This is a genomic window from Haloarchaeobius salinus (genome assembly GCF_024464185.1).
GTDB classification, from domain to species: Archaea; Halobacteriota; Halobacteria; order Halobacteriales; family Natrialbaceae; genus Haloarchaeobius; species Haloarchaeobius salinus.
Window position 1 is genome coordinate 870785 of record NZ_JANHAU010000001.1, and the last position, 25167, is coordinate 895951.

Sequence of the window (25167 nt, forward strand, 5' to 3'; positions counted from 1 at the left end):
CCACCCGCCTGCTACTCGAACAGCTCCTCGTGACGGGACGCGAGGTCGGTGTAGGCACCCGACGAGTAGGCGGTCGCTATCTCCTCCGGGTCGACGCTCGTCTCCGACAGCGGCAGGACCGTCGCGGGGACGCCGCGCGCGAACGACTCCGGCGGCACCGCGAAGCCGTCGGGGAGCACGGTGCCGGCTGCGACGACGCTCCGTTCGCCGACGGTCGCCCCCGAGTTCAGCGTCGCGTTGATCCCCACCAGCGACCCGGTCTCGACGATGGCGTCGTTCAGCACCGCACCGTGGCCGACCATGACTCGTTCGCCGACCTCGCTGGCGTGGAAGACGGCGGTATCGCCGACGTGTGACTCCGCACCCACGCGGACGGTACCGACGTCGCCACGGAGGACGACGCCCGGCCAGACGCTCGCATCCTGCTCGACGTGGACGTCGCCGACGAGCGTCGCGTCGCGGGCGACGAACGCGTCTTCGTGGACGGTCGGCGTGGTCGACTCGAACGCGTAGTTCCGACGGTCTACCATGTGGTTCGGTATCGTGACACAGTACCAAAACGGTTCGCGTCGGGACGCTCTCCTGTCCCGATTCTCTCGATTTTCGGCGGTACGTGGCACTCAAACGTGTTTTATAGACAACCTTTACGTCCTTGTACGGCGTATACTGGTCGGTTAGTATGGGGTACGATGAGTCAACCGAGCAGTCAGAGGACCACGAGACCGACACGGGGGAGTCGGTCGACGTCGTGGACGAGGGGACCGACACCGCCATCTGGGGAGATGGCCCGCGCACCGATGGGGACGGGACGACCGCCGAGGCGTCCGCCGACGAATCCACCGAGCGACCGGTCTCGAACATCTTCGAGGACCCGGACGACGACCTGGTCGTCCGGCCCGACGAGGCCGACGGCGAGACCGCCGACTGGGAGATACTCGACGAGCGGCTCGTCGAGGACCTCGTGGTCCGGCCCGACGACGGGGACCCGACCGGGAGCGAGGACGACGGGCTCTCGGAGCTCGTGCTCTGGGTCGAGGAGCAGGAGCCGCCCGAGCCCGAGGACGTCCGCGAGACCGTCCTCGCCGAGGTGAAGGCGTACTTCGACGCCGCCGACCTCGACACCGGGTTCGCCGAGCGGCCGACCGACGAGTTCATCGACACGCACTGGTTCGACTTCTCGTACCTCGACGAGCGCGTCCAGGTCGAGCGCTACTGGGTGAACGAGCCCTACGCGTACGTCTCGGTGCTGTTCCACCCCGGGACGAAGGCGTTCAGCTACGAGGTCACCGAGGTCGTCCTCGACGGCTTCGAGCGGTACGTCCGCGAGGACCTTACGCGCATCCTGCGCAACAGCCTCATGTACCACGACGTCGGTGACGACGTCGAGCGCGAGTCCGTCTTCGAGTCGAAGGCGAAGGAGATCATCGCTGAGCACGCGGCGACGGTGGACGACGGCTCCATCTACAAGCTGCTGTACTACCTGCTGCGGGACTTCCTCGACTACGGGAAGATCGACCCGCTGATGCGCGACGGCAACCTCGAGGACATCTCGTGTGACGGGGTCGACGTCCCGGTGTTCGTCTACCACGGTGGCTACCGCGACCTGCGGACCAACGTCAGCTTCGACAAGGACCGCCTGAACTCCTTCACCGTCCGGCTCGCACAGCGCGCGGGCAAGCACATCTCGGTGTCCAACCCGCTCGTCGACGCGAGCCTGCCGGACGGTTCGCGCATCCAGCTCACGCTGGGCAGCGACATCGCGACCCGGGGTGCGAACTTCACCATCCGGAAGTTCGCCGACGTGCCGTACACGCCGGTCGACCTCATCAAGTGGAACACGTTCGACGTCGAGCAGATGGCGTACTTCTGGCTCGTCATCGAGAACAACCGCTCGCTCGTGTTCGCCGGCGGGACCGGCTCGGGGAAGACGACCAGCATGAACGCGGTCGGCTTCTTCATCCCGCCGAACGCGAAGGTCGTCACCATCGAGGACACCCGGGAGATCACCCTCCCGCACGACAACTGGATCCAGTCCGTCTCGCGCCCGCCGGTCACCGAGGGTGGTCGCGGTGAGGTCTCGATGTACCAGCTGCTCCAGGCGAGCCTGCGCCAGCGCCCCGAGTACCTGCTCGTCGGCGAGATACGCACCGAGCAGCGCGTCGCGCTGACGTTCTTCAACGCCATCGCGACCGGCCACACGTCGTACACGACCATCCACGCCGACTCCGTCGACGGTGCGCTCGCTCGCCTGCAGAACGCGCCGCTGTCGGTGCCGAGCCAGATGATCCAGGACCTCGACGTCATCGCCATCCAGAAGCAGATCTTCGACGACGACACCCGCGTCCGTCGGAACGACGTCGTCGCCGAGATCCGCCCGTCGGACGACCTCTCGGATATCGAGGCGAACGAGGTGTTCCGCTGGGACCCGTCGGACGACGAGTACGACCACGTCGGTGACTCCGAACTCCTCGCCGAGATCGCGGCAGAACGCGGCTGGACCGCCGAGGAACTCGCGGACGAGCTCGCGGTCCGCGCCGAGGTGCTCCAGTACCTCGTCGACGAGGACATCACCGACTACGACACGGTCACCGGGGCCATCCATCGGTTCGACCGCGACCGCGACGACGTGCTCGCCGAGGTCCGTGCGGGCGAACTGACCGCCCCCGTCGAGGCGGAGGCGCGATGAGCACCGAGGGCGGCATCCAGACACCGCTCAGCGAGGGACAGACGCCGCTTCCCGAGTACGAGGTCAGCCAGTACTTCCCGCGCTCGCGGGAGATGACGGCCGAGGAGATGGGCGCGCTGCGCGAGCAGTACGGCTCCATCCGTGCGTACTTCAAGGCCCATCCGGGCCGGTACCGCGACACCCAGCGCTGGCTCAACCAGGCGCGCATCGGCACCACGTACGACGTGTACCTCACGCGGAGCGTCCACCTCGCCCTCCTCACGGGCGGCGTGGGGGCGCTCCTCGGCGGGACGCTCGCCTGGTTGCTGGCCGACGCTGGCGTCCTCGCGACACTCGACTCGCCGCTCACCGTCGGGGGGAGCGTCGGGTCGTTCCTCGCGGCCAACCGCGTGCTGTTGGCGGGACTCCTCCTCACGCTCGTCGTAGGTGGGACCGCCGCCGGCTCCACCTGGCTGTTCCGCTACTACCACCCGCAGAACGTCGTCGCGAACCGCGAACGGGCGATCAACGTGATGCTGCCCCACGCGCTCACCTACATGTACGCGCTGAGCCACGGCGGGATGAACCTCATCTCGGTCTTCGAGTCGCTCGCGGACTCCGAGGACACCTACGGCGAGGTCGCCGCGGAGTTCGACATGGTCGTCCGCGACATGCAACTGTTCGGCAACGACATGCTCACCGCGCTGCGCAACGCGCGCAACCTCACGCCGAGCGACGAGCTGGAGCAGTTCCTCGACGACTTCATCGGGCTCCTCGAGACCGGCGGTGACGTGACCGCCTTCCTCGAGGACCAGGCCGACAACTACACCGAGGCCGCAAAGGAGGAACAGGAGGGGTTCCTGGAGACGCTCTCGGTCCTCTCCGAGGTGTTCATCGTCGCGTTCGTGGCGGCACCGCTGTTCCTCGTCGTGACGCTGATGGTCATCAGCTTCCTCGGCGGGTCGACGCTCGCCCAGATGGCCGCGCTCATCTACGTCGGGCTCCCGCTCGGGATGCTCGGCTTCCTGCTGCTGATCGACCTGCTCTCGGCTCCGTACGTCCAGCCCGGCGGCGTCCATCTGGAGGAGACGCGCGAACGGCCCATCGACACCGACGACGTACTGGACGACGAGCGCTTCCTCGCCTACGAACGGGGGAAGCGCAACGAGCGCTTCGTCGCGTTCGCACGTGACCCACTCGCCGCGCTCCGGTCGAGCCCGCCGCTGACGCTCGTGTTCACGGCACCGGCCGCCGCCGCGTTCGTCGCCGGGATGGTGCTCCGCGGAACGGTGACGCCCTCGGTCGACGCGCTGCTGGCCGACCCGGTCACCGTGACGACGCTGCTGTTCGTCCTGCCGGCACTCATCGTCGCGATGCCGCTGTCGTACTACCACGAACGCAAGCGCCGCCGCGAGAACCTGCTCGCCGCGCGCTTCCCGGACACGCTGAACGTCCTCTCCAGTGCGAACCACATGGGCATCCCGCTCGTCGACGCACTGGACATGGTCGCGCGGTGGTCCAAGGGGAGCCTCGCGGACGAGATCCGCGTCGTGCGCAACGACGTTCGCTGGAACCACGACCTCACCGACGCGCTGCTGGGGCTCGGCAACCGGCTGCAGGTGCCCCACATCAGCCGCACCATCAAGCTGGTCGCCGAGGGCGGCCGGTCGTCGGGGGACATGTCCCGGATCCTCGCCATCGCGGCCGAGGACACCAGGGCACGGCATCGCATCGAGCGGGCCCGCCACCGGGCGATGTCCTCGTACCTGGCCATCGTCATGATCGGGTTCCTGGTCTACCTGCTCGTCATCGTGCTCATCGACGCGAGCTTCCTCGGCGCGATCGCCGAGGCGACCGCGACGACGCCGGACGACGCGCCCACCGGGGTCGGCGTCGTCGGCTTCACGAACGTCCCGCTCGACACGTACCGCGCGCTGTTCTTCCACTCGGTCGTCGTCATGGCGGTCGGGGCAGGACTGCTCGCCGGCAAACTCGCGTCGAACGACACGCTGTCCGGTCTCAAGTACAGCATCGGCCTGACGTTGGTCGCACTCGCGACCTTCGTCCTGGTCTGAAACAAGGGGGGAAATCAATGAACTACAGACACAACACCAACACACTCAGGGGGAACGACCGTGGCGTCTCGCCGGTCCTCGGAGGCATCCTCGTCTTCGGGCTGGTGCTCGCCCTGCTCGTGCTCGCGCAGGTCAGCCTCGTACCGGCGCTGAACCAACAGACCGAGTTCGAACACAACCAGCGGCTCGTCGACGACGCGACCGAGTTCCAGGGGAGCGCGTACCGCGTCGCCACCAGCGGCGGCACCGAGTCCGTCGAGGTCGGCACCGGCGTCCGCTACCAGCCCATGGCCTTCCTCGTGACGCCCGCGGCCGCCAACGGCCGGGTGTACACCGAAACGGGAGAGATCGTCGTGAGCGGCGCGACCGGCGTCGACCGTGAGACCCAAGATTACTGGGATGGTAGCGACTGGACCACGTCCACTCGCACCATCGTCTTCGATCCGGCCTACCGTGAGTACACGACCGCACCGCAGACCCGCTACGAGGGGACCATGGTCGTCAACGATTTCGGTGACACCACCCTGCTCGTCGACGAGGGTCGGCTCGTCGACGGCCGGCGGATCACGCTCCTGACCGTCGACGGCGAGGTCTACGAGGAGAGTACTCGGTCCGTCGTTCTGTCGCTCCGTGCAGTGAGCAGATCGACGCAGACTGTCGAGCTATACAATGAGACGGACCCGATATCCATCACTGTACCCAGCTCGCTCTCACCCGAGCAGTGGGAGAGCGACGTGCTTGCCGACCAGATATCGGGCGGTAGCTCTGACGACCGCCACGTCATTGGCGTCACCGCCGGGCCGACGAATGGCACCGTCACCATCGAGCTCGAGGGCAACGTAACCTACGAGTTCGCGATGGCGAGTCTGGGCGTCGGGACTGGCTACGACACGGCACCCGACCCAGCCTACATGACGGTTGTCGAGCAGGGTGATGCGACGCTCCGCCCGGGCGAGCGGACGACCGTCACGTTCGAGGTTCGTGATGTGTTCAATAACCCCGTCGGTGGCGTCCCTGTCTCGACGACCGCGTCCGGAGTCGGACTCGAACTGGACGAGGCCAGCACCGTCACGACCGGTGCGGACGGCCGTGCCACGTTCGTCTACCGGGCGAACCGTGACGGGCAGACCACCGTGAGCGCCGGCTTCGGCTCCGGTCCTGCTGAAACCGCCTCTAAGAGCGTCTTGGTCGTCGACCCCGACGCTCGCGGCGACCCCGACGACAGCGTCGGTGGCGTCATCAACCCCGATACGCAGTTCGGGAGCTTCTCGCTCCGCGACGCGGAGCGGTTCGGGAGCGGCCACACTGTCGAGTTGACGTTCGACAACGACGGCGTCGACCGGACGCTCACCCACGCCCGCGTGAACCTCTACATGCAGGGTCGGCCCGGGAACAACAACCCGCGGCCTGTGACCGCGACGCTGCTCGAAGACAGTGGCTCGACCACTCTCGCCGACCTCGACGTCGGTGGGCAGTTCGTCAACCTGCCGTCGTCCGTCCAGCCGACCTTCGACGCGGACTCGACTGTGACGCTTCGCATGGAGTTCTTCACGGACGCGGGCCGGACGACGTCGTACTCGGGCGCGAACTCGGACGACTTCTTCGTCCTCGCGCTCACGTTCGACGACGGTTCGACCACGGTGTACTTCGTGCCGTCGTACACGTGAGCCGGGTTCACTGACCCGTTCGTCGATAGTCGCTCGACTCGAACCGTGATTCGACCCTCGATTCTCTCCTGACGGTTAATGGCCTCGCTCACGTTGCTGTAGACGTGCTTGGACGGCGAACGACGACGCAGTCGGTGCCAGTCGCGGGTGGGGCCGCGCTGGCCGAGGCGAGAACAGCAGCACGAATCCTGTCATAGTCCGGCGGGGCACGACCCGCCACTGTTCCTGCCGACCGCGAGCAACGGCGTTACTCCTGCCCGGCCACCCTCCTGCCGACGGTCCGTCCGTTCTCGAAGGCGACGTGGACACGGCCCTCGCCGGCGACCCAGTCGCCCGCGACGTAGAGCCCGGCGTCCTCGGCACAGCGGGCGTCGGCGGCGTCGATGCTCGATTCCGGGAGCGCGTAGCGCCAGCCCTGGTCGTCGACCCAGTCCGGCTCCGTCAGTCGGACGTCGTCGAGAAGCGTCGCGACGAGCGACGCCACCGCGTCGGCGGCCGAGTCCAGCGGCTCGTCGTAGTGTTCGACGGACCAGTCCGGGGCCATCTGGACGACGAGCAGGCTCTCACCGTCGGGGACGTGCTCGGGCTTGCACTCCTCGCGCGAGAGCCAGCCGACGGGGTGCTCGCGGTCGGGGTTCACGAGCGCGTACCACGGTCGGTCGAGCTCGAACGGGTAGTGCAGGAGCACCGCCCGGATGGTCCGGAACCCCACGGCGTCGACGGCGGCGTGGAGGCGGTCCAGCCGCTCGTCGCTCCACTCGGTGGCCGCGAGCAGGTCGGCGGTCTGCGGGGCGGGCGGCGTCAGCACCACGGCGTCGAACGGGCCGTGGGACTCACCGTCGGTGTCGGTCAGCGTCCAGCCGTCGCTCTCGCGGGCGAAGGATTCGATTCTCGTTTCGGTGTGGACGGTCGCCGCTGCCCGCGTCCTGACCCGCTTCGCGAACTGCGTGATCCCCCGCGCGTAGGTCCACTTCGGTCCCCCGTCGCCGCGCCCCTCGGCGATTCCACCGTCGGCGTCGTGTGTCCACACCGGCAGCTCGATGTCGACGAGGCCGTCGCTCCCGAGGTCGTCGAGGAACCCGTCCACCCAGGCGTCGCCGCCGGGGTTGATGTAGTTCGCGCCGTGGTCGTACCGACAGCCGTTCTTTCGGCGGGTCGCGGCACGCCCGGAGATGCCGCTGGCCTTGTCGAACAGCGTCACCTCGGTCGGTGTGTCGCGGCAGGCATCCGCCACGCCGACACCGGCGGCGCCGGCCCCGACGACGGCGATGTGTCTGGTCATCATCCGAGGCTGGGGACCACGCCCCCATAGTCCCCGCGCCGGATTCGTTGGGTGACGGCGGCTCAGCTGGGGTGTTCTGCTGGCGAACAGGCGACGCGGCAGCTATGGCGTCACGCGACGGTGCGTCGCACACCGGCCTCGGCCGTCGCGCGTCCGGTCGTCAGAACACGCCGGTGCTGGCCGCGGCTTCGTACAAGAAGGGTGGGTCAGTTCGTCGTGACGAGCTCGACGACCTCGCGGTGTTCGAGTTCGGTGTCGCCCCCCATCTGCCGCTTGGTCCGGCAGTTGAGGCCGTGGAGCAGGCCGTCGCCGATGTCGGAGTGGAGGTGGTACGCGAAGTCGCTGGTCGTCGAGCCGCCGGGGAGGAGGAAGCAGTCGCGCATCACGCGGCCCTGCTCGTCGCCCATGGCCTCCGCGCCGCCGGGGAAGACGGCGATGACGCCGAGTTCGTCGAACAGCGCGGCCTCGATTGCCTGCTGGACGCCCGTCCCGCCGTACTCGGTGACGAACTCGCGGATCTGTTCGAGCCCCTGCTCCTGCTCGTCGGAGACGTCGGCGACGATTTCGAAGTCGTCGTCGCCGGCGTGGTAGTCAACAACGCCCTGCTCTGCCGCGTTCTTCAGTGCCTTCTCGGCGTGGGCGCTGACGGGGACGAACTGGAGGTGGTCGTAGTCGGGGTCGTCGGTGATCTCGTCCCAGTTCTCCTGCGCCGCTGGGGTGTCCATCTTGTTCGCGGCGACGACCATCGGCTTCGTGCGCTTTCGGATCTCGCGGGCGAGCGCGTCGCGGTCGGCTTCGTCCCACGTGTCGGGGTCGAGTTCGAGGTCGAGTGCGAGGATTATCTGCTTGATCTCGTCCTTGTTCGTGCCGAAGGCGGACATCTGGTCGGCGAGCTCGATCTCGATGGAGTGGTCGTCCTCCGCCTGATAGCGGTTCTGGAACTTCTCGATGCCCGTCTCGAGGATGCCGACGTACCACTGGTCGAGCTCGTTCTCCAGGAAGTCGATGTCCTCGCGGGGATCGTGGTCCTCGGTGGGCTCGCCCTCGAGGTCGGTCTCGCCGGAGAAGTCGACGACGTGGACGAGCACGTCCGTCTCGTTCAGGTCGGTGAGGAACTGGTTGCCCAGCCCGCGACCCTCGTGCGCGCCGGGGACGAGGCCGGCCACGTCGACGAGTTTGGTGGGGACGTACCGTGTCCCCTCGCGGCAGTAGCCCGTGTCCGGTGTGCAGTGCTCGTCGAACTCCGGGGCGGCGCAGTCCACCCGGACGTACGCCTCGCCGATGGAGGGGTCGATGGTCGTGAAGGGGTACGCACCCTCGGGAACGTCGTTCATCGTTGCCGCGTTGAAGAACGTCGACTTGCCCACCGAGGGCTTGCCGACGAGACCGATGTTGTAGCTCATTGACCTATCGAACGTCACCGGTCGGCATAAGGCTTGAAATACGCGTTCGCGGTGGTTGTGAGTGTCTCGCACGGCTACTGGTGGAGTCAGTACCCTGCGGGAACGCCGGAGGGGAGTTTACAATAACCGTAAACTTCGACGACCATGGCACCTTTGCCGGTCCCACACCTACACTCATCCATGAGCGACAGTCCACAGGAACCGAAGACGGACGTCCCAGAGTCCGACGCGGAGTGGCGCGAGCGCCTCGACGACGAGGAGTACGAGATCCTCCGGAACCAGGGTACCGAGGCGCGCTTCTCCGGGGAGTACGTCGACCACTTCGAGGACGGCACGTACCGTTGCAAGGGCTGCGGCGAGGTGCTGTTCGACGCCGACACGAAGTTCGACCACGGCTGCGGCTGGCCGTCCTTCTACGCCGCGGAGAACGGCAAAATCGAGCAGCGCGAGGACCTGAGCCACGGGATGCGTCGCATCGAGGTCGTCTGTGCGAACTGCGAGAGCCACCTCGGGCACGTGTTCGACGACGGCCCTGCGCCGACCGGCGAGCGGTTCTGCATCAACTCGGTGGCGCTGGAGTTCGACGGCGAGGAGTAGTTCGTTCAGTTTTCGCCGTCTCGGAGCACGTCGAGTACCTGCTGGCGCTCGGGCACCGCTGTCTGCACACCCTCCATCGTGGTCGAGAGTGCGGCGGCGATCGTCGCCAGTTGGACCGCCCGGCGAAGCCCGGAGCCCTCGCCGAGTTCCGCCGCGAGGTAGCCCGCGAACACGTCACCCGCACCGGTCGTATCGACGGGGTCGACGGCCGGCGAGTCGACGCGGAACTCGTCGTCGCCGTCCTCGACGACGACACCGTTCTCGCCGAGCGTCCGGACGACCGTGCCGTCGAAGGCGTCGAGTGCGTCGGAAAGGGCGGCCGCCTCGCCCTCGTTCGGGGTCACCACGTCGACGGCGTCGTGCGAGAGGACGGCGCCGGCACCGTCGGCAGGCGCGGGGTCGTAGACGACCGTCGGCCGCCGCCCGGTACCCGACACCTCGTCCAGCGCCGCGAGTGTCGCCTCGGCCCGTAGTTCGTTCTGGAGGAGCAGGCAGTCCGCGTCTCGCAGGTGATCCCCGTGCCGACGGGCGTACGCTGGCGTCACCCTCCCGTTCGCGCCGGCGACGATGGCGATGTGGTTCTCGCCCGTCTCGTCGACGACGATGGCGGCGTAGCCCGTCGGTCCGTCCACGCGTTCGAGGCCGTCGACCGCCACGCCGCGCTCGGCGAGCGTCTCCACGACCGCGTGCTCGTCCTCGTCGTCGCCGACGCAGCCGAGGAGGCTCGCGTCCGCCTCGGCCGCTGCCGCGGCGACGGCCTGGTTCGCGCCCTTCCCGCCGAGGAACGTCTCCGTGAGGTCGTCGCGGACAGCGGCGGGCACCGCGTCGACGCGCACCGTCTCGCCCGCGTCGGGGAACCAGCCGTGGGCGTCGGCGAGGGCTGCGATTCGGTCGCGCGAGATGTAGCCGACGTGGTCGACGTTGATGCTCCCGAAGCTGACGACCCTGGACATGGTCGCATCGAGGCACGGGTGGGCAAAGACGGTTCGGCCCCGTCCGTCCACGTTGCCACGTCCGGACGAACTAAGCCCCGGCGCGGCAGACACCCGCCCATGACCCGTCGCATCATCGTGGACACGGACACCGCGGGAGACGACACACAGGCCATCCTGCTGGGCGCGCTCTCCGACGCCGTCGAGCTGGAGCTGCTGACCATCGTCGCCGGCAACGTCGAGTTCGACTACCAGGTCGAGAACGCGAAGTACACGCTCGAACTGGCGGGCGTCGCCGACGAGGTGCCGGTGTACGAGGGCGCGCGCCGGCCGCTGGTCAAGGAGTTCGAGCACGTCGACCACGTCCACGGCGCGGGCGGCCTCGGCGGCGACCTGTTCCCTGACACCGGCATCGAATCGGCCGACGGCTACGGGCCGGACGCCATCGTCGAGGCGGTCCGGGAGTCGCCGGGCGAGCTGACGCTGGTCTGCATCGGCCCGCTGACGAACATCGCGCTCGCGCTCCGCCGCGAACCCCGCCTTGGCGAGCTCGTGGAGGAGGTCGTCGTGATGGGTGGCGCGGTGAACACGCTCGGGAACGACACGCCCTCCGCGGAGTTCAACTTCTGGGTCGACCCCGACGCCGCGAAGGTCGTACTGCGCGAGCTGGACGTGACGCTCCTCGACTGGGGACTGACGATGCGCCAGGCGACCCTCGAGTCCGACGAACTCGCGCCGATCGAGGACGCCGACACGCCCTACGCCGACTTCTTCACCGAGATCACGGCCCACCTCCGCGAGTTCAGCGAGGAGCGGTTCGGCTCGGACGCGACCACGCAGCCGGATTCGCTCGCGATGGCGACGGTCATCGAACCCGACCTCGTCGAAGAGGCACCACGGTACCACGTCGACGTGGACGAGCGCGAGGGACTCACCCGTGGCTACAGCATGGTCGACGAGCTCGGCATCACCGAGGGCGAGGCCCGCACCCGGGTCGTCGAGACCATCGACGAGGCGCGCTTCAAGACCATCTTCACCGATATGCTGCTGCACGGCGACCCCGACCGGTCGCGGTGAGCGGTCGGGTGCCGACCGGCCGAGCCGACGTCAGCGTGGTCGCAACCGCAGGCTGATCCCGTCGGGGTCGGCCACCTCGATGCCGTCGCCCTCGTCGGGCTGGTGGACCGCCACGTCGGCGTCGCGCAGCGCGGCCTCGGCGGCGTCGAGCGCAGCTCCGTCCGGGAGGAGGAGTTCGAACCAGCGCAGCCCACGGCCCTCCGGCGGCTCACGCCGGCTGTTCCACGTGTTCAGCCCGATGTGGTGGTGGTAGTCGCCGGCGGCGAGGAACAGCGCGGCGTCGGCGTACCGCTGTCTGACGTTCAGTCCGAGCGTGTCGACGTAGAACCCCTCGGCTGCAGGAAGGTCGCTCACCTCCAGGTGGACGTGCCCGACCGTGGTCTCGTCGTGGGTGCCCGCCCTCCCGCACGCGAGGCCGGCGATGGAGTCGACGTCGAGCGGGTCGACGCCCATCTGGACGCCGCCGTCGTCGGTCACCGGCCAGTCCGCCCGCGGCCGGTCCCGGTACAGCTCGACGCCGTTCCCCTCGGGATCTGTCAGGTACAGCGCCTCGCTCACGCCGTGGTCCGAGGCCCCGGTGAGCCGCCAGCGTTCGCGGACCCGGCGGAGCACGTCGCCGAGCGCGCCGCGCGAGGGGAACAGGAAGGCGACGTGGTACAGCCCGGTCTCGGTCGGTGCACGTTCGGGTGCGTCGGGCTCCGCCCGGAGCTCCAGTAGCGCCTCACGTGGCGTGCCGAGGGTCGCCCGGTCGGCGTCGCTGGCGGTGACGTCGAGGCCGACCACGTCCCGGTAGAAGTCGACCTGTCGGTCGAGGTCGGTCACGCCGAGCGCGACGCGACCCGGGGTGGTGTCGGGCGGGAGACGGGTGTCGGCGTCGCTCATCCGCACACGATGGTCGGCCAGGAACAAAAGGACTCCTGCCGGTCGGTGGACAGGTGGTGTTCGCAGGCTGGCCGGGGGACCGGTCGTAGCTGGCCGACCGATTAAAAAACGGCGTCCGCCGATGCCCCGCCACGGGGTCGGGGCGGGTTGTCCGACTACAGCGCGTCGACGATGTTCAGGTAGCCGCTCCCGTAGTACTCCTTCCCGTAGCCGTCGGGCACGTCTGCGGCTTGCTTGAGCGCGGCCTCGACCTGGTTGGCGTTGTAGTTCGGGTTCGCGCTCTTGACCAGCGCGGCCGCCCCGGCGACGTTCGGCGCGGCCATCGAGGTGCCGGCCTTCCAGCCGTAGCCGGGGACCTGCGTGTCGGGCTCGCCGTCACCGTCGGTGTCCTCGTAGGTGAACACTGTGTTGAACACGAGGTCGTACGCATACGCCGGAACGCCATCGACCGGGTCGGTGAGGGAGGTGTCGGCGTCGCCACCTGGCGCGCCGAGCGTGATTGCATTCGTCCCGTAGTTGGTGTAGAACGCAGGGCTCTCGGGCGGACTCTCCGTCACATCGGGGTCGAACGAGAGCCCGTACCCGATTGGACCGGTGGCCGACACCGAGAGCGCCTGCGCGCCCTCGTTCGGCAGGCTGATGAAGTTCTTGTCGTGCTGGAGGTCGGCGCTGTCGTTGCCGGCCGCGATGACGAGCAGGGTCCCCTCCCTGTTCGCGTACGTCATCGCGCTGTTGAGGACCTTGCCGTAGAACTGGCCGTTCGCCTGCCGTGGAACCGGGTACGCACCCAGCGAGAGGTTCGCCACGTCCGCACCGACGTTCGCACTGTAGACCACGGCGGCGAGGATGTCGGCGAACGATGCCCCGCCCTCAGCGGAGAACACGCGGCAGTCCACGAGGTCGGTCTTCGGTGCGGTGCCGTTGACGCCGAGACCGCCGCCGTTGTCCGCCGCGACGATGCCCGCGACGTGGGTGCCGTGGTCGCCACCCCCGACCGGGTTGTGGTCGCCCCCGTCGTCGGTGAAGTTCCGCGAGAGGTCGAGGTTCAGCGGCCCCGCCAGGTCCGGGTGCGTCTCCAGCACGCCGGAGTCGATGACGGCGACCCGCGTGCCCTCGCCCTCGGTCGTCTCGTGTGCCTCGGGAACGTTCAGGTCGGCCTTGTCCCACTGCAGGGAGTCACCAGGCTGTCCCTCGTAGTCCGAGGCGTCGAACGTCGGGACCTCCGCGTTCGGCTCCGGCTCGTTCAGTTCGAGCTCGATGTCAGGTGCGAACTCCTTGACGCCGTTCGACGACCGCAGCGCCCCCTCGTCGCCGGTGACGACGGCGAGCTTGATCCCCGGCATCTCGTGGACCACCTCGACGCCGTTCGGTAGCCCTCGACCCTTCGTTCGGACGATGAACCGGTCCGTCGATGTCGCCGCCGTGACCGTGGTTCCGACCGCGATTCCCCCGAGCAGTGCCCCGCTTACCTTGATAACGTCTCTTCTGGTACTGTGTACCATGTTACTACCTGGCGAGTAATCGGCCATAAAACTTATCTAATGAAACGAACGCCGACGCTTTTTCACTCCGGAGTCCCGGTAATCGCCAGCCGTCTCGCTTTTCGAATCGGTCCTGGCGGCGTTCGGGTCGGCGGTCACCCGAAAGCCGGTGCTCTCGCCGCTCACCGGTCCGAGGCAATTGACTGGGCTCCGCTCGGATCGCTCGGTGGACCGGGCGGCCGGTCGCTCATCACCGGCAGCGTCGGTACTCGCTGGGGCTCGTGGCGATTCGATGCCACGGTCCTCGAGGGCGGCCAGCGTGTGCTCGGTCACGTCCCTCGCCGGATGGTCAGTATGGAGCTCGGCCTCGACGATGTGCCGGTCGCCGCCACGTCCCCGTCGCTTGCGATGTAGAAATCCGCCACGATAGGCATTTCTCCGGTCCCAGGCAGGCCGAAGCACCCGAGCTGCTCGCCGGAACGTATGGGTGGGAGAATATCGCCCGTTTCGGTGGGCGGTTCAGACGCCGCCGTGCATCGACTCGTTCTCGTCGTCGGCGAGGTTCCTGCAGCGACTGGTGTCGGTGCTGCTGAACTGCCGCTGACACTGGGCGATCCAGGAGACGTCGGTGGGCGGCGACTCGCGGTCGGGGCCGGTCTCCGGTTCGGGGTTGGGGACGTCGGTCGATTCCTCGATGCGCGGACTCGTGCTGGCGGCGTCGGGCGTGGCGTCGGTGCGTGTGCTCATGTGGTGCGTCGTCTGGGTGGTGTGGTGCTCGTCTGCTGTCGATTCGGTGTCGGGCGGCCCGCGCGTGCTGCGAGTACGTGACTCATCGTATCCCTACCTCTGCACCAATCTATCATAAATGTTCATGTTGGTGTCGTGCTTGCCTGGAGTGGTGTTCCGACCCGGTGGGCCCCACGGGATGAGCGACGCGCAAGGCAATTATACTCAGCCAACTTATGCTTCTTGAAGCGAATCATGTCGACGAACAACGGGACTGACGATGGGGGACGGGACGACGAGGGCGGGGACGAAGAGATGGAGAGCGTGGAAGTCGACGACGAGCGACGACGACTCCTCACGTACGCGGCCCTCGCAGCGGTCGGCGGAGGCGGCGTGGCCAGCGCGTGGGCGCTCTCACAGCGGGACGACGGAGCAGACGCCGACCCGACACCGTCCGCGTCGCCGACCACGCACGAGCCGGGGGAACCGGTCGACGAGGACACGACGGGAGACGTCCCTCCGCTGGTGCGCCGGTACGCCCCCGACCTCTACTTCGGTGTGCTCGAGAAGTGGTTCCCGACCGACCCACGGCCGTACGTCGTCGAGACCGACGACGGCCGGGTCGTCGACGGGTTCGCGGCGCTCGACGGCTACGCCGCCGCGTACGCCGAGACGGGGACACCCCCCGACCCGGTGGCGTTCTACAACGTCGTCGAAGCCGCCGAGGGGATCGACGCGCTCCAGTACTGGTTCTACTCCACGTTCGACCAGTTCACCGTCAACTTCCACTGGCACGACTGGGAGCTCCTCCAGGTGTTCGTCGACCGCGAGACGGGGACGCCGCTGTTGCTGTCCGCGAGCGCCCACGCCAGGGCCGTCCCGAACAACGAGTTCCTGGACCCAGAGCTCGGCGATGGCCGCCGACCGGGGATCCTCTCCGAGGTCGGCTCGCACTCCAGCGCCAGCGAGGTGAACGACCGACTCCCGAGCTTCGAGCGCCTCCCGGGCGACGACTGGGCACCCGACGTCACGAACGAGCTGCTTGGCATCGATCTTCCTCTCGGTGCACCCTTCGCCTACGGACTGCCACGCGACGAGGGCGCACGACTCCCGTTCGTCATGCCCGAACTCGACGGCCACCGGCTCGACGAGCACCCCGAGCTGTCTGTGGGCCGGGACGACTTCGTCGACGAGCGCGTGACCGTCAGCTCCTGGCGGGACCTGGCACGACCACCGACGGACCTCCCGCTCCGCGAGCCCGGGCTCACCTTCGCCCACGCGGACAGCCCGACGGCCGCCGACGTGCGGTACAGCCTCGAGCCCCTGACGAACGTCCGGGCCGCCGTCGACGGCTTCGTCGGTCCGCAGCTGAGCTTCGAGTTCGCGGTCCCAGGATTCATCGAGGACAGGTTCGCCAGCCACATCACGTCCGTCGGGATCCCCTGGGAGCAGCCCCGTTTCTCGGACCCGCTCGACGACGTCACGGACCCGGCCCACCGTCGGCGGATCGACGGAACCGAGCCGTCGGGGCTGCTGAACCGCGTCGTCGGCCGCGTCCGGTACCTCGGGAGCGGTGCGGCCGGCGCACTCGACCGGGTCGCCGACGAGGCACGCGACGCCCTCGGTGACGTCGCCACCGTCTCGCTGTTCGGCCTGCCGACCGAGGTCGCGGTCCGCCTCGCCAGCGAGGGTCCCGTGGCGACGGTCACGCGCGACGGCGTGTTCGGCTACCTCCACGTCGACCCCGGCGAGCACCTCCTCGTGGTCAACGGCCCCGGGTTCGCGCCGCTCGCCCAGCGGTTCGTCCACGACGGCGGGCTGTTCCGCGCCGGAGCCGACGGCGAGCTGACGCTGATCGCGAACGAGGACGCGGGCCGGATTCGGGGCGACGGCCGGGACGCGAACGGGATCGCCCACGTCCGCGTCGTCGAGGACTACGCTGGCGTCGTCTACGAGGGAGCGCCGGTCGAGCCCGACCGGTTCGCCGTCGCGGTCCACCGCGACGGCCACTACACCGTCGAGGTCGTCGACGCCGACGGTCGGCCCGGTGCGTACCGGGTCGAACCTGCCGATTTCGACGAGGACGGCGACGCACTCCGCGAGGGCGTCGAGACGGGCAAGGCCTCGCTCGTAACGACGCTCCGTGACGACCTCGACGCCCTGCTCGGTCTCGCACGCTCGCTCGCCGACGCCGACGACGAAGGGGGCGAAGTACGCGAGCGCCTCGCTCAGGCGCTGGAGGCCGCAGAAGGAGCAGCCGGTGCGGCACGACGGGGGGATGCCCGAACGACGGACAGGCAGCTCTCGACCGTCGTCTCGTTCCTGTCCGAGGTGCTCGATCTCCTGGCCAGTGGGAATGGCGGCGGCTACGATGAGAGTGCCGTCGCGGCGCTCGATCCGCGGGTCCGGGCGGCCATCGCCCGGGCCGAAGCAGCGAGAGACATCGAGCTCACGTAACGGTCGTCGGCCCGCTGTTCCCGCGCAGCGAAAGTCGGCCTCGGCACTCACGACTCACAATCTATCCATAGTGAATGTGTTTACAGCGTCTATCGAGTCCGCTCGTCTCGTTATTGTTCATCCAGCATCTGGATGCCCCGCTCCACAACCGCCTCGGTCACGAAGAGACTCGTCTCACGCTGGAGTGCTCGCATCCGCGATGCCGCTTCGTCCCTGTCGAGCAATCCGCGGCCGTAATTGAGAGCGATGACGCCGATAGAACCGCGTACCTCGACACCCGCGTCGGATGCTACCTCTCGGGCGGCGAGGTCGTCCGTCAGAAGAACGCCCTCGTGCTCTCTCGCGACTGCTAGCGCGGCGCGTTCTCCTGGGTCCAACTCGTCAGTCCCGACTCGACTTTCGTCGGCTTCGGCGAGTTCGTATGAGACCCCGGCTAATCCATCTGGAACACCACCGGCGCTGACTTCCTCGTAAACCGTCTCCGGAACCAGGAGTGTGTCGAACGTCGCGAGGAGTTCGAGCGAGTCGATTTCGGCGAGGTGAATGAGCGGTCCTGCGTCCGAGACAGCCGCAAGCGTCACGCGTTCAAACCCCAGTCGACGTCTTCCTCGACGACATCCCGCTCTCGTTCCGCTCGCTCGACTTTCGTCCGACCGACACGTTCGATCGCCTCCTCGCGGTCGAGTTCGCCGTCGAGGTACCGCGAGAGAACGAGGTTCTCCCATAGGTCTTCGAGCCCGCGTTCGAGTGCCCGCTCGAATACTTCGGACTCCGGAAGGCCACGGGCTTCAGCGATTTCTCGAACCCGGTCGGAGATTTCGGCGGCCATACCGTTCGATTGCTCGGCAACGTTCTTAAATCCGTGTCTGCCTACTCGGCGGGAACCTGACCGGGGCCTATGTCTACCGCGGCCAAAACCAGATACCCTCAGAGAGGCTTTCTACCGTCAAAAATGGCGGCCTCTGCACTCACGGAGGCTCCGGCCAGCACCAATTATAAAAATGTTGATGAGTGCGTTGTTGATGTGGAGATGCGAGGAGGTGTCGTTAGATGACTGGCTGGAAAGAGAATATGGGTATGTCGCAAGATACCGGACTGGTGAAGATCTACGTACCGATGAGCCACAAGGAGACGTGGCAGGAAGAAGCGGACGAGAAAAATTATAAGAGTACTAGTAAGTACCTGCACGAACTGATTCAAGAAGCCCGGGCGATTAGGGATGAAGGCTTCCTCGCGCCCCAGGGCAGCGACCAGGAAGTCCAGCGACTCAAGAAGAAAATCGAGGAGTTGGAAGACCGACTGTCGGAGGCGAAACAGCAGAGCAGGGATTCGGTGATGATAGACGATTCGGCGTTCCTGAAGCAGTTCCTCACCGAGGAGTACCAGACGTTCGACGAAGTGCTACAGCGGGTCGTCGAGAGTGACACCGTGGATGAACTGCTTCGAGAACCAATCGAGGACGAACTGTACTTCTTGGCTGCTCGTGAGGAGGTTGAGTTCGAGCACGGGCACGGATGGCGACTCGCCGACGGGGGTGAGGAGTGATGGCCGACGACTGGTACGAGACGGTCTACGAGAACAAGCACGATGCGATCAACGACTTCATCAAGCAGAAACAGACGACCGGCCGCAGTCCACGAACGTTGAACGAGTACAGCCGGGTGCTCAAACGGTACTACCACGAGCATTTCCCCGACCTCACACCGGAGGCGACGGAGGTTCGGCACATCGAGGAGTACCTGCGTATCCTGGACGACCGTGGCGTGAGTCAGAACACGAAGCGCCGCTACCTGGAGTCGTTGTCGGCGTTCTTCAGCTACGCGATGAAACGCCCCAGGTTCGAGGAGATAACGGGGAATCCGGCTGGTGTGGTGTTGGAGGAGATTCCAAAGCAGATCCGGGAGCGACCGGACTGTGCGACGTGGGAGAACGCGAAGAAAATTGTGAAGGCGATCCCGAATCCGCGGAATAAGGCTGTCGTCGTTTTATTGGCGAAGACCGGATGTCGGTTGGGGGAAGCACTGGAGATCAAGATGGACGACTTGATGCTCGACGACGGATTCGTTCGGTTGCGTGAGCGGAAGGGTGGAAAGCAGACGGTCGTGCCGATTGACCGCGAGACGATCCGGACGATCAAGCGGTTCAAACTGATCCGGCGGGATACGGATTTGGACTATCTGTTCGTAAGTATCCGTGACGACCGGCTAACGAAGACCGTGATTCAGCGAGCAGTGCGGGATGCGGCGGTCAGCGAAGGAATCATGCAGAACGAGGAAGATCGGTTCCACAAGAAATTCACGCCACACACCTTTCGGACGGTGTTCACGACGCTGATGCGGAACCAGGGCATGAAACAGCATGTTCTTCAGTATATTCGGGGGGACGCGAACAGCGAGACAATGGACATCTACACACGGGTCGACAGGGAGGAAGCGCGGGAGGAATACCTGAACTGTATCAAGCCACTTGGTCTGTAGCTATACAGGTCCAACCAAGGCGGCGAGCCAGCCCACCCACTTCGCAAGCGAACCAGATTCAGTCGTAACTGTTGTCATATCGAGTTGGTTGCTGATGTGGTCGGTCGCGATCTTCCCGATCAGGTCGACATCGGGAAGCCCCTCAACCATCACCGGCACACTCCAGTCGATGGTTTCATCCCGTTGGTTATGTCGACTATACAGAGTATACTGTAGACTGTTTCACAAAATATCTCACGCTGTCCGATCCATCGCCTCCTCTTGGTTCTGACGATACAGTTCTCCGTTTATGCCCTGTATCTCGCTGTAGCAGCGCATATATGATACCATTCTTATAACAAGATTTATTACGAACCGCGAACATAGATCAGAGTGGAATCAGGGTGATCAGCAATGGCCCTGCCGAACAGACCGACTAGTTCGTGGCTACAGAACTCCGGATTCCCGAGCCGACTGTTCGAAACCGATAGCAACGACTACGAACTGTACGAGGAGGACGACGAGTTCGTCCTGAGCGTCGAGATGCCGGGCTTCGATCCCGAAGAAATCGACGTTTCCTGGGACGAGGGTGTCCTCAACATCGCCGCCGAACACGAGGACGAGACGCGAGGTCAGCGCAAAACCTACCACCGTCGGTTCCGCTTCCCGAAGAACGTCGAGGACGAGGACATCACGGCGCAGTACAATAACGGGATTCTCGAAGTCCGGTTGCCGGTGATAACGGGAGCCACCACCCGTGGCAAGCAGATCGAGGTTCAGGCCTAACAGCGGCTCCATACCTCGTCACCGGGGTGTCGATCGATAGCCGTTTTTTCCGTGAACAGTCGAGGTGAGAACCATGCGACTCACGGTCAAACAGCTCAAAAACCGCGATCCAGGAAGCGGCATGGCAGTCATCGATCGTGAAGCGCTTCAAGAACTCGGCGTCAGCAGTGGTGACTTCGTCGCAATCGAGGGTCGTGACGGTGGACGAACAGTCGCCCGCGTCTGGCCTAGTAACACGAGCGACGCGGGGCACGGTATCATCCGTATCGACGGGCAGCTCCGACAGGCAGCGAACGTGAGCATCGACGATCGTGTTGAGGTCGAAAAAACGGAGGTCGAGCCAGCGGACCGCGTTACCGTCGCCCTACCACAGAATCTCCGGATCAGGGGCGATCTCAGCTCGCACCTCCGCGAACACCTCACCGATCAGGCAGTGACCGCGGGACAGACGGTAGCGTTCCCGATCGGGTTCGGTATGTTCTCCGGACGATCCGGCCGCCGCATCCCCTTGACGGTGGTCGATACACAGCCGAGCGGGACGGTCGTCATTCAGAATACTACCGACATCGAAACCGCCGACCAGAGCACACAAGAGGTTTCCGTCGAATCGGGTGACCCCGACGATTCGCCCACTCCTGGCGTCACATACGAGGACATCGGCGGGTTAGACGACGAACTCGAACAGGTCCGAGAGATGATCGAGTTGCCGATGCGCCATCCCGAGCTGTTCGGGACACTCGGTATCGAGCCACCTAAAGGGGTGCTGCTCCACGGCCCGCCGGGCACGGGGAAGACGCTGATCGCGAAGGCCGTCGCCAACGAGATAGACGCTCATTTCCAGACGATCAGCGGCCCGGAGATCATGTCGAAGTACTACGGGGAGAGCGAAGAGCAGCTCCGCGAGGTGTTCGAGGAGGCCGAGGAGAACGCTCCCGCGATCGTCTTCATCGACGAACTCGACTCGATCGCCCCAAAGCGAGAGGAGGTCAGCGGTGACGTCGAGCGACGAGTCGTCGCCCAGCTCCTCTCGCTGATGGACGGCCTCGAGGAACGCGGCCAAATCACGGTCATCGGCACGACCAACCGCGTCGATGCCATAGATCCGGCGCTCCGCCGTCCCGGCCGGTTCGACCGCGAGATCGAGATCGGCGTCCCCGACCGCGACGGACGTGAGGAGGTTCTCCGAATCCACACTCGTGGGATGCCGCTCGGCGATGGCGTCGATCTCGAACGCTACGCCGAGTCCACCCAGGGGTTCGTCGGCGCTGACTTGGAGAATCTTGCCAAAGAGAGCGCGATGCACGCGCTCCGACGGATTCGGCCGGAGCTGGATCTCGAAGAGGAAGAGATCCCTGCGAAAGTCCTCGATTCGATCGAGGTGACCGAGAACGACTTCAAAGAGGCACTGAAAGGCATAGAACCGTCGGCGCTCCGCGAAGTGTTCGTCGAGGTTCCCGATGTCACCTGGGACGACGTCGGCGGCCTCGATGACGCGAAAGAACGTCTGCAGGAGACCGTCCAGTGGCCCCTGGAATATGCCGACGCCTACGAGCGAGTCGCACTTGATCCGGCGAAGGGCGTCCTGTTGCACGGGCCGCCCGGCACCGGCAAGACCCTGCTGGCGAAGGCCGTCGCCAACGAGGCCAACTCGAATTTCATCTCGATCAAGGGGCCGGAGCTGTTCAACAAGTACGTCGGGGAATCCGAAAAAGGCGTTCGTGAAGTGTTCTCGAAGGCCCGCGAGAACGCACCCACGGTGATCTTCTTCGACGAGATCGACGCGATCGCATCAGAGCGTGGTCGGGGCGTCGGCGACTCGAACGTTGGCGAGCGTGTGGTCTCCCAGCTCCTGACCGAACTCGACGGCCTCGAGGAGCTCGAGGATGTCGTGGTGATCGCCACGACCAATCGCCCGGATCTCATCGACGATGCTTTACTCCGGCCTGGACGGCTTGATCGTCACGTTGAGGTAGATGAACCGGACGAAGCGGCCCGGCGTGAAATCTTCGAGATCCATGCCAGAGGCAGACCCTTGGCCGACGACGTCGACCTCGACGAACTCGTCGAGCGGACCGACGGCTTCGTCGGTGCCGACATCGAAGCAGTCTGCCGCGAGGCCGCGACTATCGCAGTCCGCGAGTACGTTCGCGCGACTGCGAGTGGCGAATCGGCCAACGTCGACGAGATCGAGCTGACGATGAACCATTTCGACCAGGCACTCGAGGAGGTCGACTCAAACGTCGGGTCCGGAACGCGGGAGTTCGAGGGGACACCTGAAGCGGTGTAGAACTCGCGGCCGTCTCCTACGTAGTTGAATCGTCGGCTCGATCTCCTCGGGGGCCATCGGCTTCTTCGATTTGTTCGGTCACACGCTCGTCGATCTGTTCGTCTATATCTCCAACCTCGGCTTCGACTTGTTCTTCGACCTCCGCTTCGAGGCGTTCGGAAACCTCTTCACCAACCTGCTGTTCGATCTCATCACTGACCTGTTCCTCGACCCGGATTCCCACTTGTTCCTCGACCTCGGTTTCTACCTCGTCGCCGACCTGGTTTTCCACCTCGGCCTCAACCTGTTGTTCGGCCTCCCGTGAAATCGTTTCCTCGAGGATCCGCTCGTAGATCGACATCTTCTCCCAAACTCTCAATAGGTAACCGATGACAAGGCCTCCCTCGAACGCGGCCACCCGGGGGTCGATACGGAATACGAGATACCCGAAGCCGGCGATGAAGAGCAAGCCGTACACCAGTTCGACGTGAAACTGCGTCTGTCTCCCTTGGAAGCGACCACTGAGCGTGCTCAGTGACATCGTTATCTGATATCTTCGTGTTTCGTGTCCAAAAGCCTAACTTGGAAACTTAGAGAGGTAGCCACCCGATTTCTGGTTCGATATCACTCCGGCGTAGGCAACTCATACGAGAAGGTGGAATCGCTCCGCCGCCTCGAACGTGATGAAGGCGATAACACCAGCGACGGTTGGGGTGGCAATCCATGTCGTCACGATTCGTTTCGTAGTAGAGGGGTCGAACAGATCAAGCTGGTCAGCTGCCCAGTCCGAACGTTCCGCATTTGAGAGCCCTTCTGGTCGGACGATCGCGTGAAGGGGAACCCGACGGCTCGCCCGCCCCCATCCGAGCCCGATGACACACGCGGTGAGCACGACGGCGAGACTCGCCGGGATGCCGGCCCAGCTCAGGCCGGTGAGGATCGAGGCCGCGATCGTTTCGGCGATCAGCGACGCTTCCAGCGATAGGTCCGTGATGTCCTCGCCAACGGTCTCCATCGTCCGGGGACCGATGGTGAAGGCACCGATCCCGATCGCCACGCCCGCGATCGCGACCCCCGGTATCATCTCGATCTGCCCGGAGCCGACGAGTGGTGCTACAGCGTTGGCGACGTTAGAGGCCCCGGCCGAGAACGCCATATAACAGCCGATCCCGATCACGACGAGTTCCGCGAATCGGCCCGCGTCGTCGGATTCGAAATCAAGAACGTCCACGACCGCGTCGTAGAAGTACCGCCCGACGAACGCACAGATCCAGAAGGCGAGGATCGTCGAGAGAACCCACCACATACCGACGACGCCGACGGTCCGCCAGTCAAGAACGCCGAGTGCTGCCCCCATCCCGACGACAGCGGCGACCGCTGTCTGGCTGGTACTGGTCGATACCTTGAGAACATTTCCGAGTAGGATGCCAAGTCCGATGAACAGGAGGACGCCGATCGACGCTCCGAGCGTGAAGTACTCTGCAGGGACGAAGTCCGTCCCCAAGGTATCGACGACGTTCGTGCCGATAGTGAACCCGCCGATCAGTACGAACACGGCCATCAACCCAGAGGCCTGTCGCATCGATAGCACGCCGCTTCCGGTCGCCGGCCCGAAAGCCACGCCGGTAGATGATCCTCCGATGTTCACGCCGACGAAGATGGCCGTTGCTATGCCGATGAGGAACACCACCGATAGCGCCATACGATCGGATATAGGGCATAATTCTGCAAAAGAATATTGATTTCGTGAGGGCGAGTAATTCCTAAGTGGATCCAGACAATATTTTCTGTTGGTATGACCCTCCAGCCGTGGCTGTATACGCTCTTCGTAGTCGTCGGAGGGTTCCACGTGCTCGCTGTCCTCTATGCGTATTGGTCCAAGCAGGTTTCCGACGATGGCGTGGAACCTGCGGACAGCACTGAACAGTCAGTACAATTAAGAGAAGTCGATTGCCCAGAGTGTGGGACTACTAACGAACGAGGATACAGGTACTGTGCGAACTGCGTGTCAGAACTCCCTGGAAGAAGCAATGTCGACGGAATGCCTATCGCACCTGTCGGGCGGCAAATTTTCTGATTATTCGATCCGGTCACCGGCAAATGAAAGAGTCAGCTCTTCGGCCTCGTAGATATTGATGAGTTCATTGATGATTTCGTCATAGGATTCGTCGTCGATTCGTAGATTGTCGAGTCGGTTGACCGTCTCCTCATTAAGGTCGATCTTCGGCATATGCGGATTATGGGGTTCCTCGTTCGTAAGACTCACGAAACGGTTGATGGAGGAAGGACTGGGGAGCGTTCCAACCGATCTTCTGATTACCACTAGACGTCGCTTTCGTAAACATTCATAGACATTTCCCAGTTGACCAACTGATCCATCGTGAATGCGAGTTCTGTGATCCCGTCTTTGATGAC

At 65.3% G+C, this 25167-nt stretch carries 24 protein-coding genes; 11 read left to right on the top strand and 13 right to left on the bottom strand.

The window, feature by feature from the left end; all coding sequences use genetic code 11:
• Window positions 1-11: 11 nt before the first annotated feature.
• The gene (locus NO345_RS04425; RefSeq protein ID WP_256296859.1) at window positions 12-530 is read right to left on the bottom strand and encodes a gamma carbonic anhydrase family protein; all 519 of its coding nucleotides are present in this window, start codon (window positions 528-530) and stop codon (window positions 12-14) included.
• Between the two features lie 149 nt (window positions 531-679).
• Between NO345_RS04425 and NO345_RS04430 the strand changes: the two genes are divergently transcribed.
• The 3 genes from NO345_RS04430 to NO345_RS04440 are packed head-to-tail and all read left to right on the top strand — an operon-like array spanning window position 680 to window position 6407.
• Window positions 680-2686 (top strand): type II/IV secretion system ATPase subunit, encoded by a 2007-nt coding sequence (locus tag NO345_RS04430; RefSeq protein ID WP_256296861.1) that lies wholly within the window; start codon window positions 680-682, stop codon window positions 2684-2686.
• Window positions 2683-4740, top strand: a complete 2058-nt coding sequence (locus tag NO345_RS04435) for a type II secretion system F family protein (protein WP_256296863.1) — start codon at window positions 2683-2685, stop codon at window positions 4738-4740. The genes NO345_RS04430 and NO345_RS04435 overlap by 4 nt, the downstream gene beginning before the upstream one ends.
• Before the next feature lie 17 nt (window positions 4741-4757).
• On the top strand, window positions 4758-6407 hold the full coding sequence (locus NO345_RS04440; protein WP_256296864.1) for an Ig-like domain-containing protein: 1650 nt from the start codon (window positions 4758-4760) through the stop codon (window positions 6405-6407).
• A gap of 247 nt (window positions 6408-6654) precedes the next feature.
• Here the strand turns inward: NO345_RS04440 and NO345_RS04445 are convergent, their stop codons facing one another.
• The gene (locus NO345_RS04445; RefSeq protein ID WP_256297564.1) at window positions 6655-7689 is read right to left on the bottom strand and encodes an NAD(P)/FAD-dependent oxidoreductase; all 1035 of its coding nucleotides are present in this window, start codon (window positions 7687-7689) and stop codon (window positions 6655-6657) included.
• A 206-nt stretch (window positions 7690-7895) separates the two neighbouring features.
• Entirely contained in the window at window positions 7896-9092 is a 1197-nt protein-coding gene (locus NO345_RS04450; RefSeq protein WP_256296865.1) for a redox-regulated ATPase YchF, read from the bottom strand.
• Window positions 9093-9272: 180 nt separating this feature from the next.
• Here NO345_RS04450 and msrB point away from each other — a divergent pair, with 180 nt between their 5' ends.
• Window positions 9273-9689 (top strand): peptide-methionine (R)-S-oxide reductase MsrB, encoded by a 417-nt coding sequence (msrB, locus tag NO345_RS04455; RefSeq protein WP_256296867.1) that lies wholly within the window; start codon window positions 9273-9275, stop codon window positions 9687-9689.
• A 5-nt stretch (window positions 9690-9694) separates the two neighbouring features.
• On the opposite strand, the gene NO345_RS04460 is transcribed toward msrB, so the two are convergent.
• Window positions 9695-10642, bottom strand: coding sequence for a PfkB family carbohydrate kinase (locus NO345_RS04460; RefSeq protein ID WP_256296869.1), 948 nt, complete (start codon window positions 10640-10642; stop codon window positions 9695-9697).
• Between the two features lie 99 nt (window positions 10643-10741).
• On the opposite strand from NO345_RS04460, the gene NO345_RS04465 reads away from it, so the two are divergent.
• The gene (locus NO345_RS04465; protein WP_256296871.1) at window positions 10742-11698 is read left to right on the top strand and encodes a nucleoside hydrolase; all 957 of its coding nucleotides are present in this window, start codon (window positions 10742-10744) and stop codon (window positions 11696-11698) included.
• A 30-nt stretch (window positions 11699-11728) separates the two neighbouring features.
• Here the strand turns inward: NO345_RS04465 and NO345_RS04470 are convergent, their stop codons facing one another.
• The 3 genes from NO345_RS04470 to NO345_RS04480 form a co-directional block, all read right to left on the bottom strand.
• Window positions 11729-12580, bottom strand: coding sequence for a VOC family protein (locus NO345_RS04470; protein WP_256296873.1), 852 nt, complete (start codon window positions 12578-12580; stop codon window positions 11729-11731).
• Window positions 12581-12735: 155 nt separating this feature from the next.
• Window positions 12736-14082, bottom strand: coding sequence for a S8 family serine peptidase (locus NO345_RS04475; protein ID WP_256296875.1), 1347 nt, complete (start codon window positions 14080-14082; stop codon window positions 12736-12738).
• A 498-nt stretch (window positions 14083-14580) separates the two neighbouring features.
• Entirely contained in the window at window positions 14581-14808 is a 228-nt protein-coding gene (locus NO345_RS04480) for a hypothetical protein (RefSeq protein WP_256296877.1), read from the bottom strand.
• Window positions 14809-15042: 234 nt separating this feature from the next.
• On the opposite strand from NO345_RS04480, the gene NO345_RS04485 reads away from it, so the two are divergent.
• Entirely contained in the window at window positions 15043-17244 is a 2202-nt protein-coding gene (locus tag NO345_RS04485; RefSeq protein WP_256296879.1) for a hypothetical protein, read from the top strand.
• Between the two features lie 110 nt (window positions 17245-17354).
• Here NO345_RS04485 and NO345_RS04490 read toward each other — a convergent pair whose 3' ends face one another.
• Together NO345_RS04490 and NO345_RS04495 are read right to left on the bottom strand one after the other, a co-directional pair.
• Window positions 17355-17825 (bottom strand): PIN domain-containing protein, encoded by a 471-nt coding sequence (locus tag NO345_RS04490; RefSeq protein WP_256296881.1) that lies wholly within the window; start codon window positions 17823-17825, stop codon window positions 17355-17357.
• Window positions 17822-18073, bottom strand: coding sequence for a hypothetical protein (locus tag NO345_RS04495; protein ID WP_256296883.1), 252 nt, complete (start codon window positions 18071-18073; stop codon window positions 17822-17824). Before NO345_RS04495 ends, NO345_RS04490 begins: the two co-directional genes overlap by 4 nt.
• Window positions 18074-18294: 221 nt before the next feature.
• Between NO345_RS04495 and NO345_RS04500 the strand changes: the two genes are divergently transcribed.
• Entirely contained in the window at window positions 18295-18789 is a 495-nt protein-coding gene (locus NO345_RS04500) for a hypothetical protein (protein ID WP_256296886.1), read from the top strand.
• On the top strand, window positions 18789-19721 hold the full coding sequence (locus NO345_RS04505; RefSeq protein WP_256296888.1) for a tyrosine-type recombinase/integrase: 933 nt from the start codon (window positions 18789-18791) through the stop codon (window positions 19719-19721). Before NO345_RS04500 ends, NO345_RS04505 begins: the two co-directional genes overlap by 1 nt.
• Here NO345_RS04505 and NO345_RS04510 read toward each other — a convergent pair whose 3' ends face one another.
• Entirely contained in the window at window positions 19722-19871 is a 150-nt protein-coding gene (locus NO345_RS04510) for a PAC2 family protein (RefSeq protein WP_256296890.1), read from the bottom strand.
• A 243-nt stretch (window positions 19872-20114) separates the two neighbouring features.
• On the opposite strand from NO345_RS04510, the gene NO345_RS04515 reads away from it, so the two are divergent.
• Complete coding sequence (locus NO345_RS04515; protein ID WP_256296892.1) at window positions 20115-20486, top strand: Hsp20/alpha crystallin family protein; 372 nt, start codon at window positions 20115-20117, stop codon at window positions 20484-20486.
• Window positions 20487-20559: 73 nt separating this feature from the next.
• The gene (locus NO345_RS04520) at window positions 20560-22773 is read left to right on the top strand and encodes a CDC48 family AAA ATPase (protein ID WP_256296894.1); all 2214 of its coding nucleotides are present in this window, start codon (window positions 20560-20562) and stop codon (window positions 22771-22773) included.
• Window positions 22774-22789: 16 nt separating this feature from the next.
• On the opposite strand, the gene NO345_RS04525 is transcribed toward NO345_RS04520, so the two are convergent.
• A complete protein-coding gene (locus NO345_RS04525) occupies window positions 22790-23293 on the bottom strand; it encodes a hypothetical protein (protein WP_256296896.1) in 504 nt (167 codons plus the stop codon).
• 102 nt (window positions 23294-23395) lie between these two features.
• Window positions 23396-24454 carry an inorganic phosphate transporter gene (locus tag NO345_RS04530; RefSeq protein ID WP_256296898.1) on the bottom strand — a complete coding sequence of 353 codons (1059 nt, stop codon included), beginning with the start codon at window positions 24452-24454 and terminating at the stop codon, window positions 23396-23398.
• Window positions 24455-24547: 93 nt separating this feature from the next.
• Here NO345_RS04530 and NO345_RS19965 point away from each other — a divergent pair, with 93 nt between their 5' ends.
• Window positions 24548-24829, top strand: coding sequence for a DUF7577 domain-containing protein (locus NO345_RS19965; protein WP_438266752.1), 282 nt, complete (start codon window positions 24548-24550; stop codon window positions 24827-24829).
• On the opposite strand, the gene NO345_RS04535 is transcribed toward NO345_RS19965, so the two are convergent.
• A complete protein-coding gene (locus NO345_RS04535; protein ID WP_256296900.1) occupies window positions 24830-24982 on the bottom strand; it encodes a DUF7557 family protein in 153 nt (50 codons plus the stop codon).
• Window positions 24983-25167 lie beyond the last annotated feature (185 nt).

Bases quoted from the DNA above. Each gene is read 5' to 3' on its own strand.
- NO345_RS04425 (WP_256296859.1), bottom strand. From the start codon at position 530: ATGGTAGACCGTCGGAACTACGCGTTCGAGTCGACCACGCCGACCGTC.
- NO345_RS04430 (WP_256296861.1), top strand. From the start codon at position 680: ATGGGGTACGATGAGTCAACCGAGCAGTCAGAGGACCACGAGACCGAC.
- NO345_RS04435 (WP_256296863.1), top strand. From the start codon at position 2,683: ATGAGCACCGAGGGCGGCATCCAGACACCGCTCAGCGAGGGACAGACG.
- NO345_RS04440 (WP_256296864.1), top strand. From the start codon at position 4,758: ATGAACTACAGACACAACACCAACACACTCAGGGGGAACGACCGTGGC.
- NO345_RS04445 (WP_256297564.1), bottom strand. From the start codon at position 7,689: ATGACCAGACACATCGCCGTCGTCGGGGCCGGCGCCGCCGGTGTCGGC.
- NO345_RS04450 (WP_256296865.1), bottom strand. From the start codon at position 9,092: ATGAGCTACAACATCGGTCTCGTCGGCAAGCCCTCGGTGGGCAAGTCG.
- msrB (WP_256296867.1), top strand. From the start codon at position 9,273: ATGAGCGACAGTCCACAGGAACCGAAGACGGACGTCCCAGAGTCCGAC.
- NO345_RS04460 (WP_256296869.1), bottom strand. From the start codon at position 10,642: ATGTCCAGGGTCGTCAGCTTCGGGAGCATCAACGTCGACCACGTCGGC.
- NO345_RS04465 (WP_256296871.1), top strand. From the start codon at position 10,742: ATGACCCGTCGCATCATCGTGGACACGGACACCGCGGGAGACGACACA.
- NO345_RS04470 (WP_256296873.1), bottom strand. From the start codon at position 12,580: ATGAGCGACGCCGACACCCGTCTCCCGCCCGACACCACCCCGGGTCGC.
- NO345_RS04475 (WP_256296875.1), bottom strand. From the start codon at position 14,082: ATGGTACACAGTACCAGAAGAGACGTTATCAAGGTAAGCGGGGCACTG.
- NO345_RS04480 (WP_256296877.1), bottom strand. From the start codon at position 14,808: ATGAGCACACGCACCGACGCCACGCCCGACGCCGCCAGCACGAGTCCG.
- NO345_RS04485 (WP_256296879.1), top strand. From the start codon at position 15,043: ATGTCGACGAACAACGGGACTGACGATGGGGGACGGGACGACGAGGGC.
- NO345_RS04495 (WP_256296883.1), bottom strand. From the start codon at position 18,073: ATGGCCGCCGAAATCTCCGACCGGGTTCGAGAAATCGCTGAAGCCCGT.
- NO345_RS04500 (WP_256296886.1), top strand. From the start codon at position 18,295: ATGACTGGCTGGAAAGAGAATATGGGTATGTCGCAAGATACCGGACTG.
- NO345_RS04505 (WP_256296888.1), top strand. From the start codon at position 18,789: ATGGCCGACGACTGGTACGAGACGGTCTACGAGAACAAGCACGATGCG.
- NO345_RS04510 (WP_256296890.1), bottom strand. From the start codon at position 19,871: ATGGTTGAGGGGCTTCCCGATGTCGACCTGATCGGGAAGATCGCGACC.
- NO345_RS04515 (WP_256296892.1), top strand. From the start codon at position 20,115: ATGGCCCTGCCGAACAGACCGACTAGTTCGTGGCTACAGAACTCCGGA.
- NO345_RS04520 (WP_256296894.1), top strand. From the start codon at position 20,560: ATGCGACTCACGGTCAAACAGCTCAAAAACCGCGATCCAGGAAGCGGC.
- NO345_RS04525 (WP_256296896.1), bottom strand. From the start codon at position 23,293: ATGTCACTGAGCACGCTCAGTGGTCGCTTCCAAGGGAGACAGACGCAG.
- NO345_RS04530 (WP_256296898.1), bottom strand. From the start codon at position 24,454: ATGGCGCTATCGGTGGTGTTCCTCATCGGCATAGCAACGGCCATCTTC.
- NO345_RS19965 (WP_438266752.1), top strand. From the start codon at position 24,548: ATGACCCTCCAGCCGTGGCTGTATACGCTCTTCGTAGTCGTCGGAGGG.
- NO345_RS04535 (WP_256296900.1), bottom strand. From the start codon at position 24,982: ATGCCGAAGATCGACCTTAATGAGGAGACGGTCAACCGACTCGACAAT.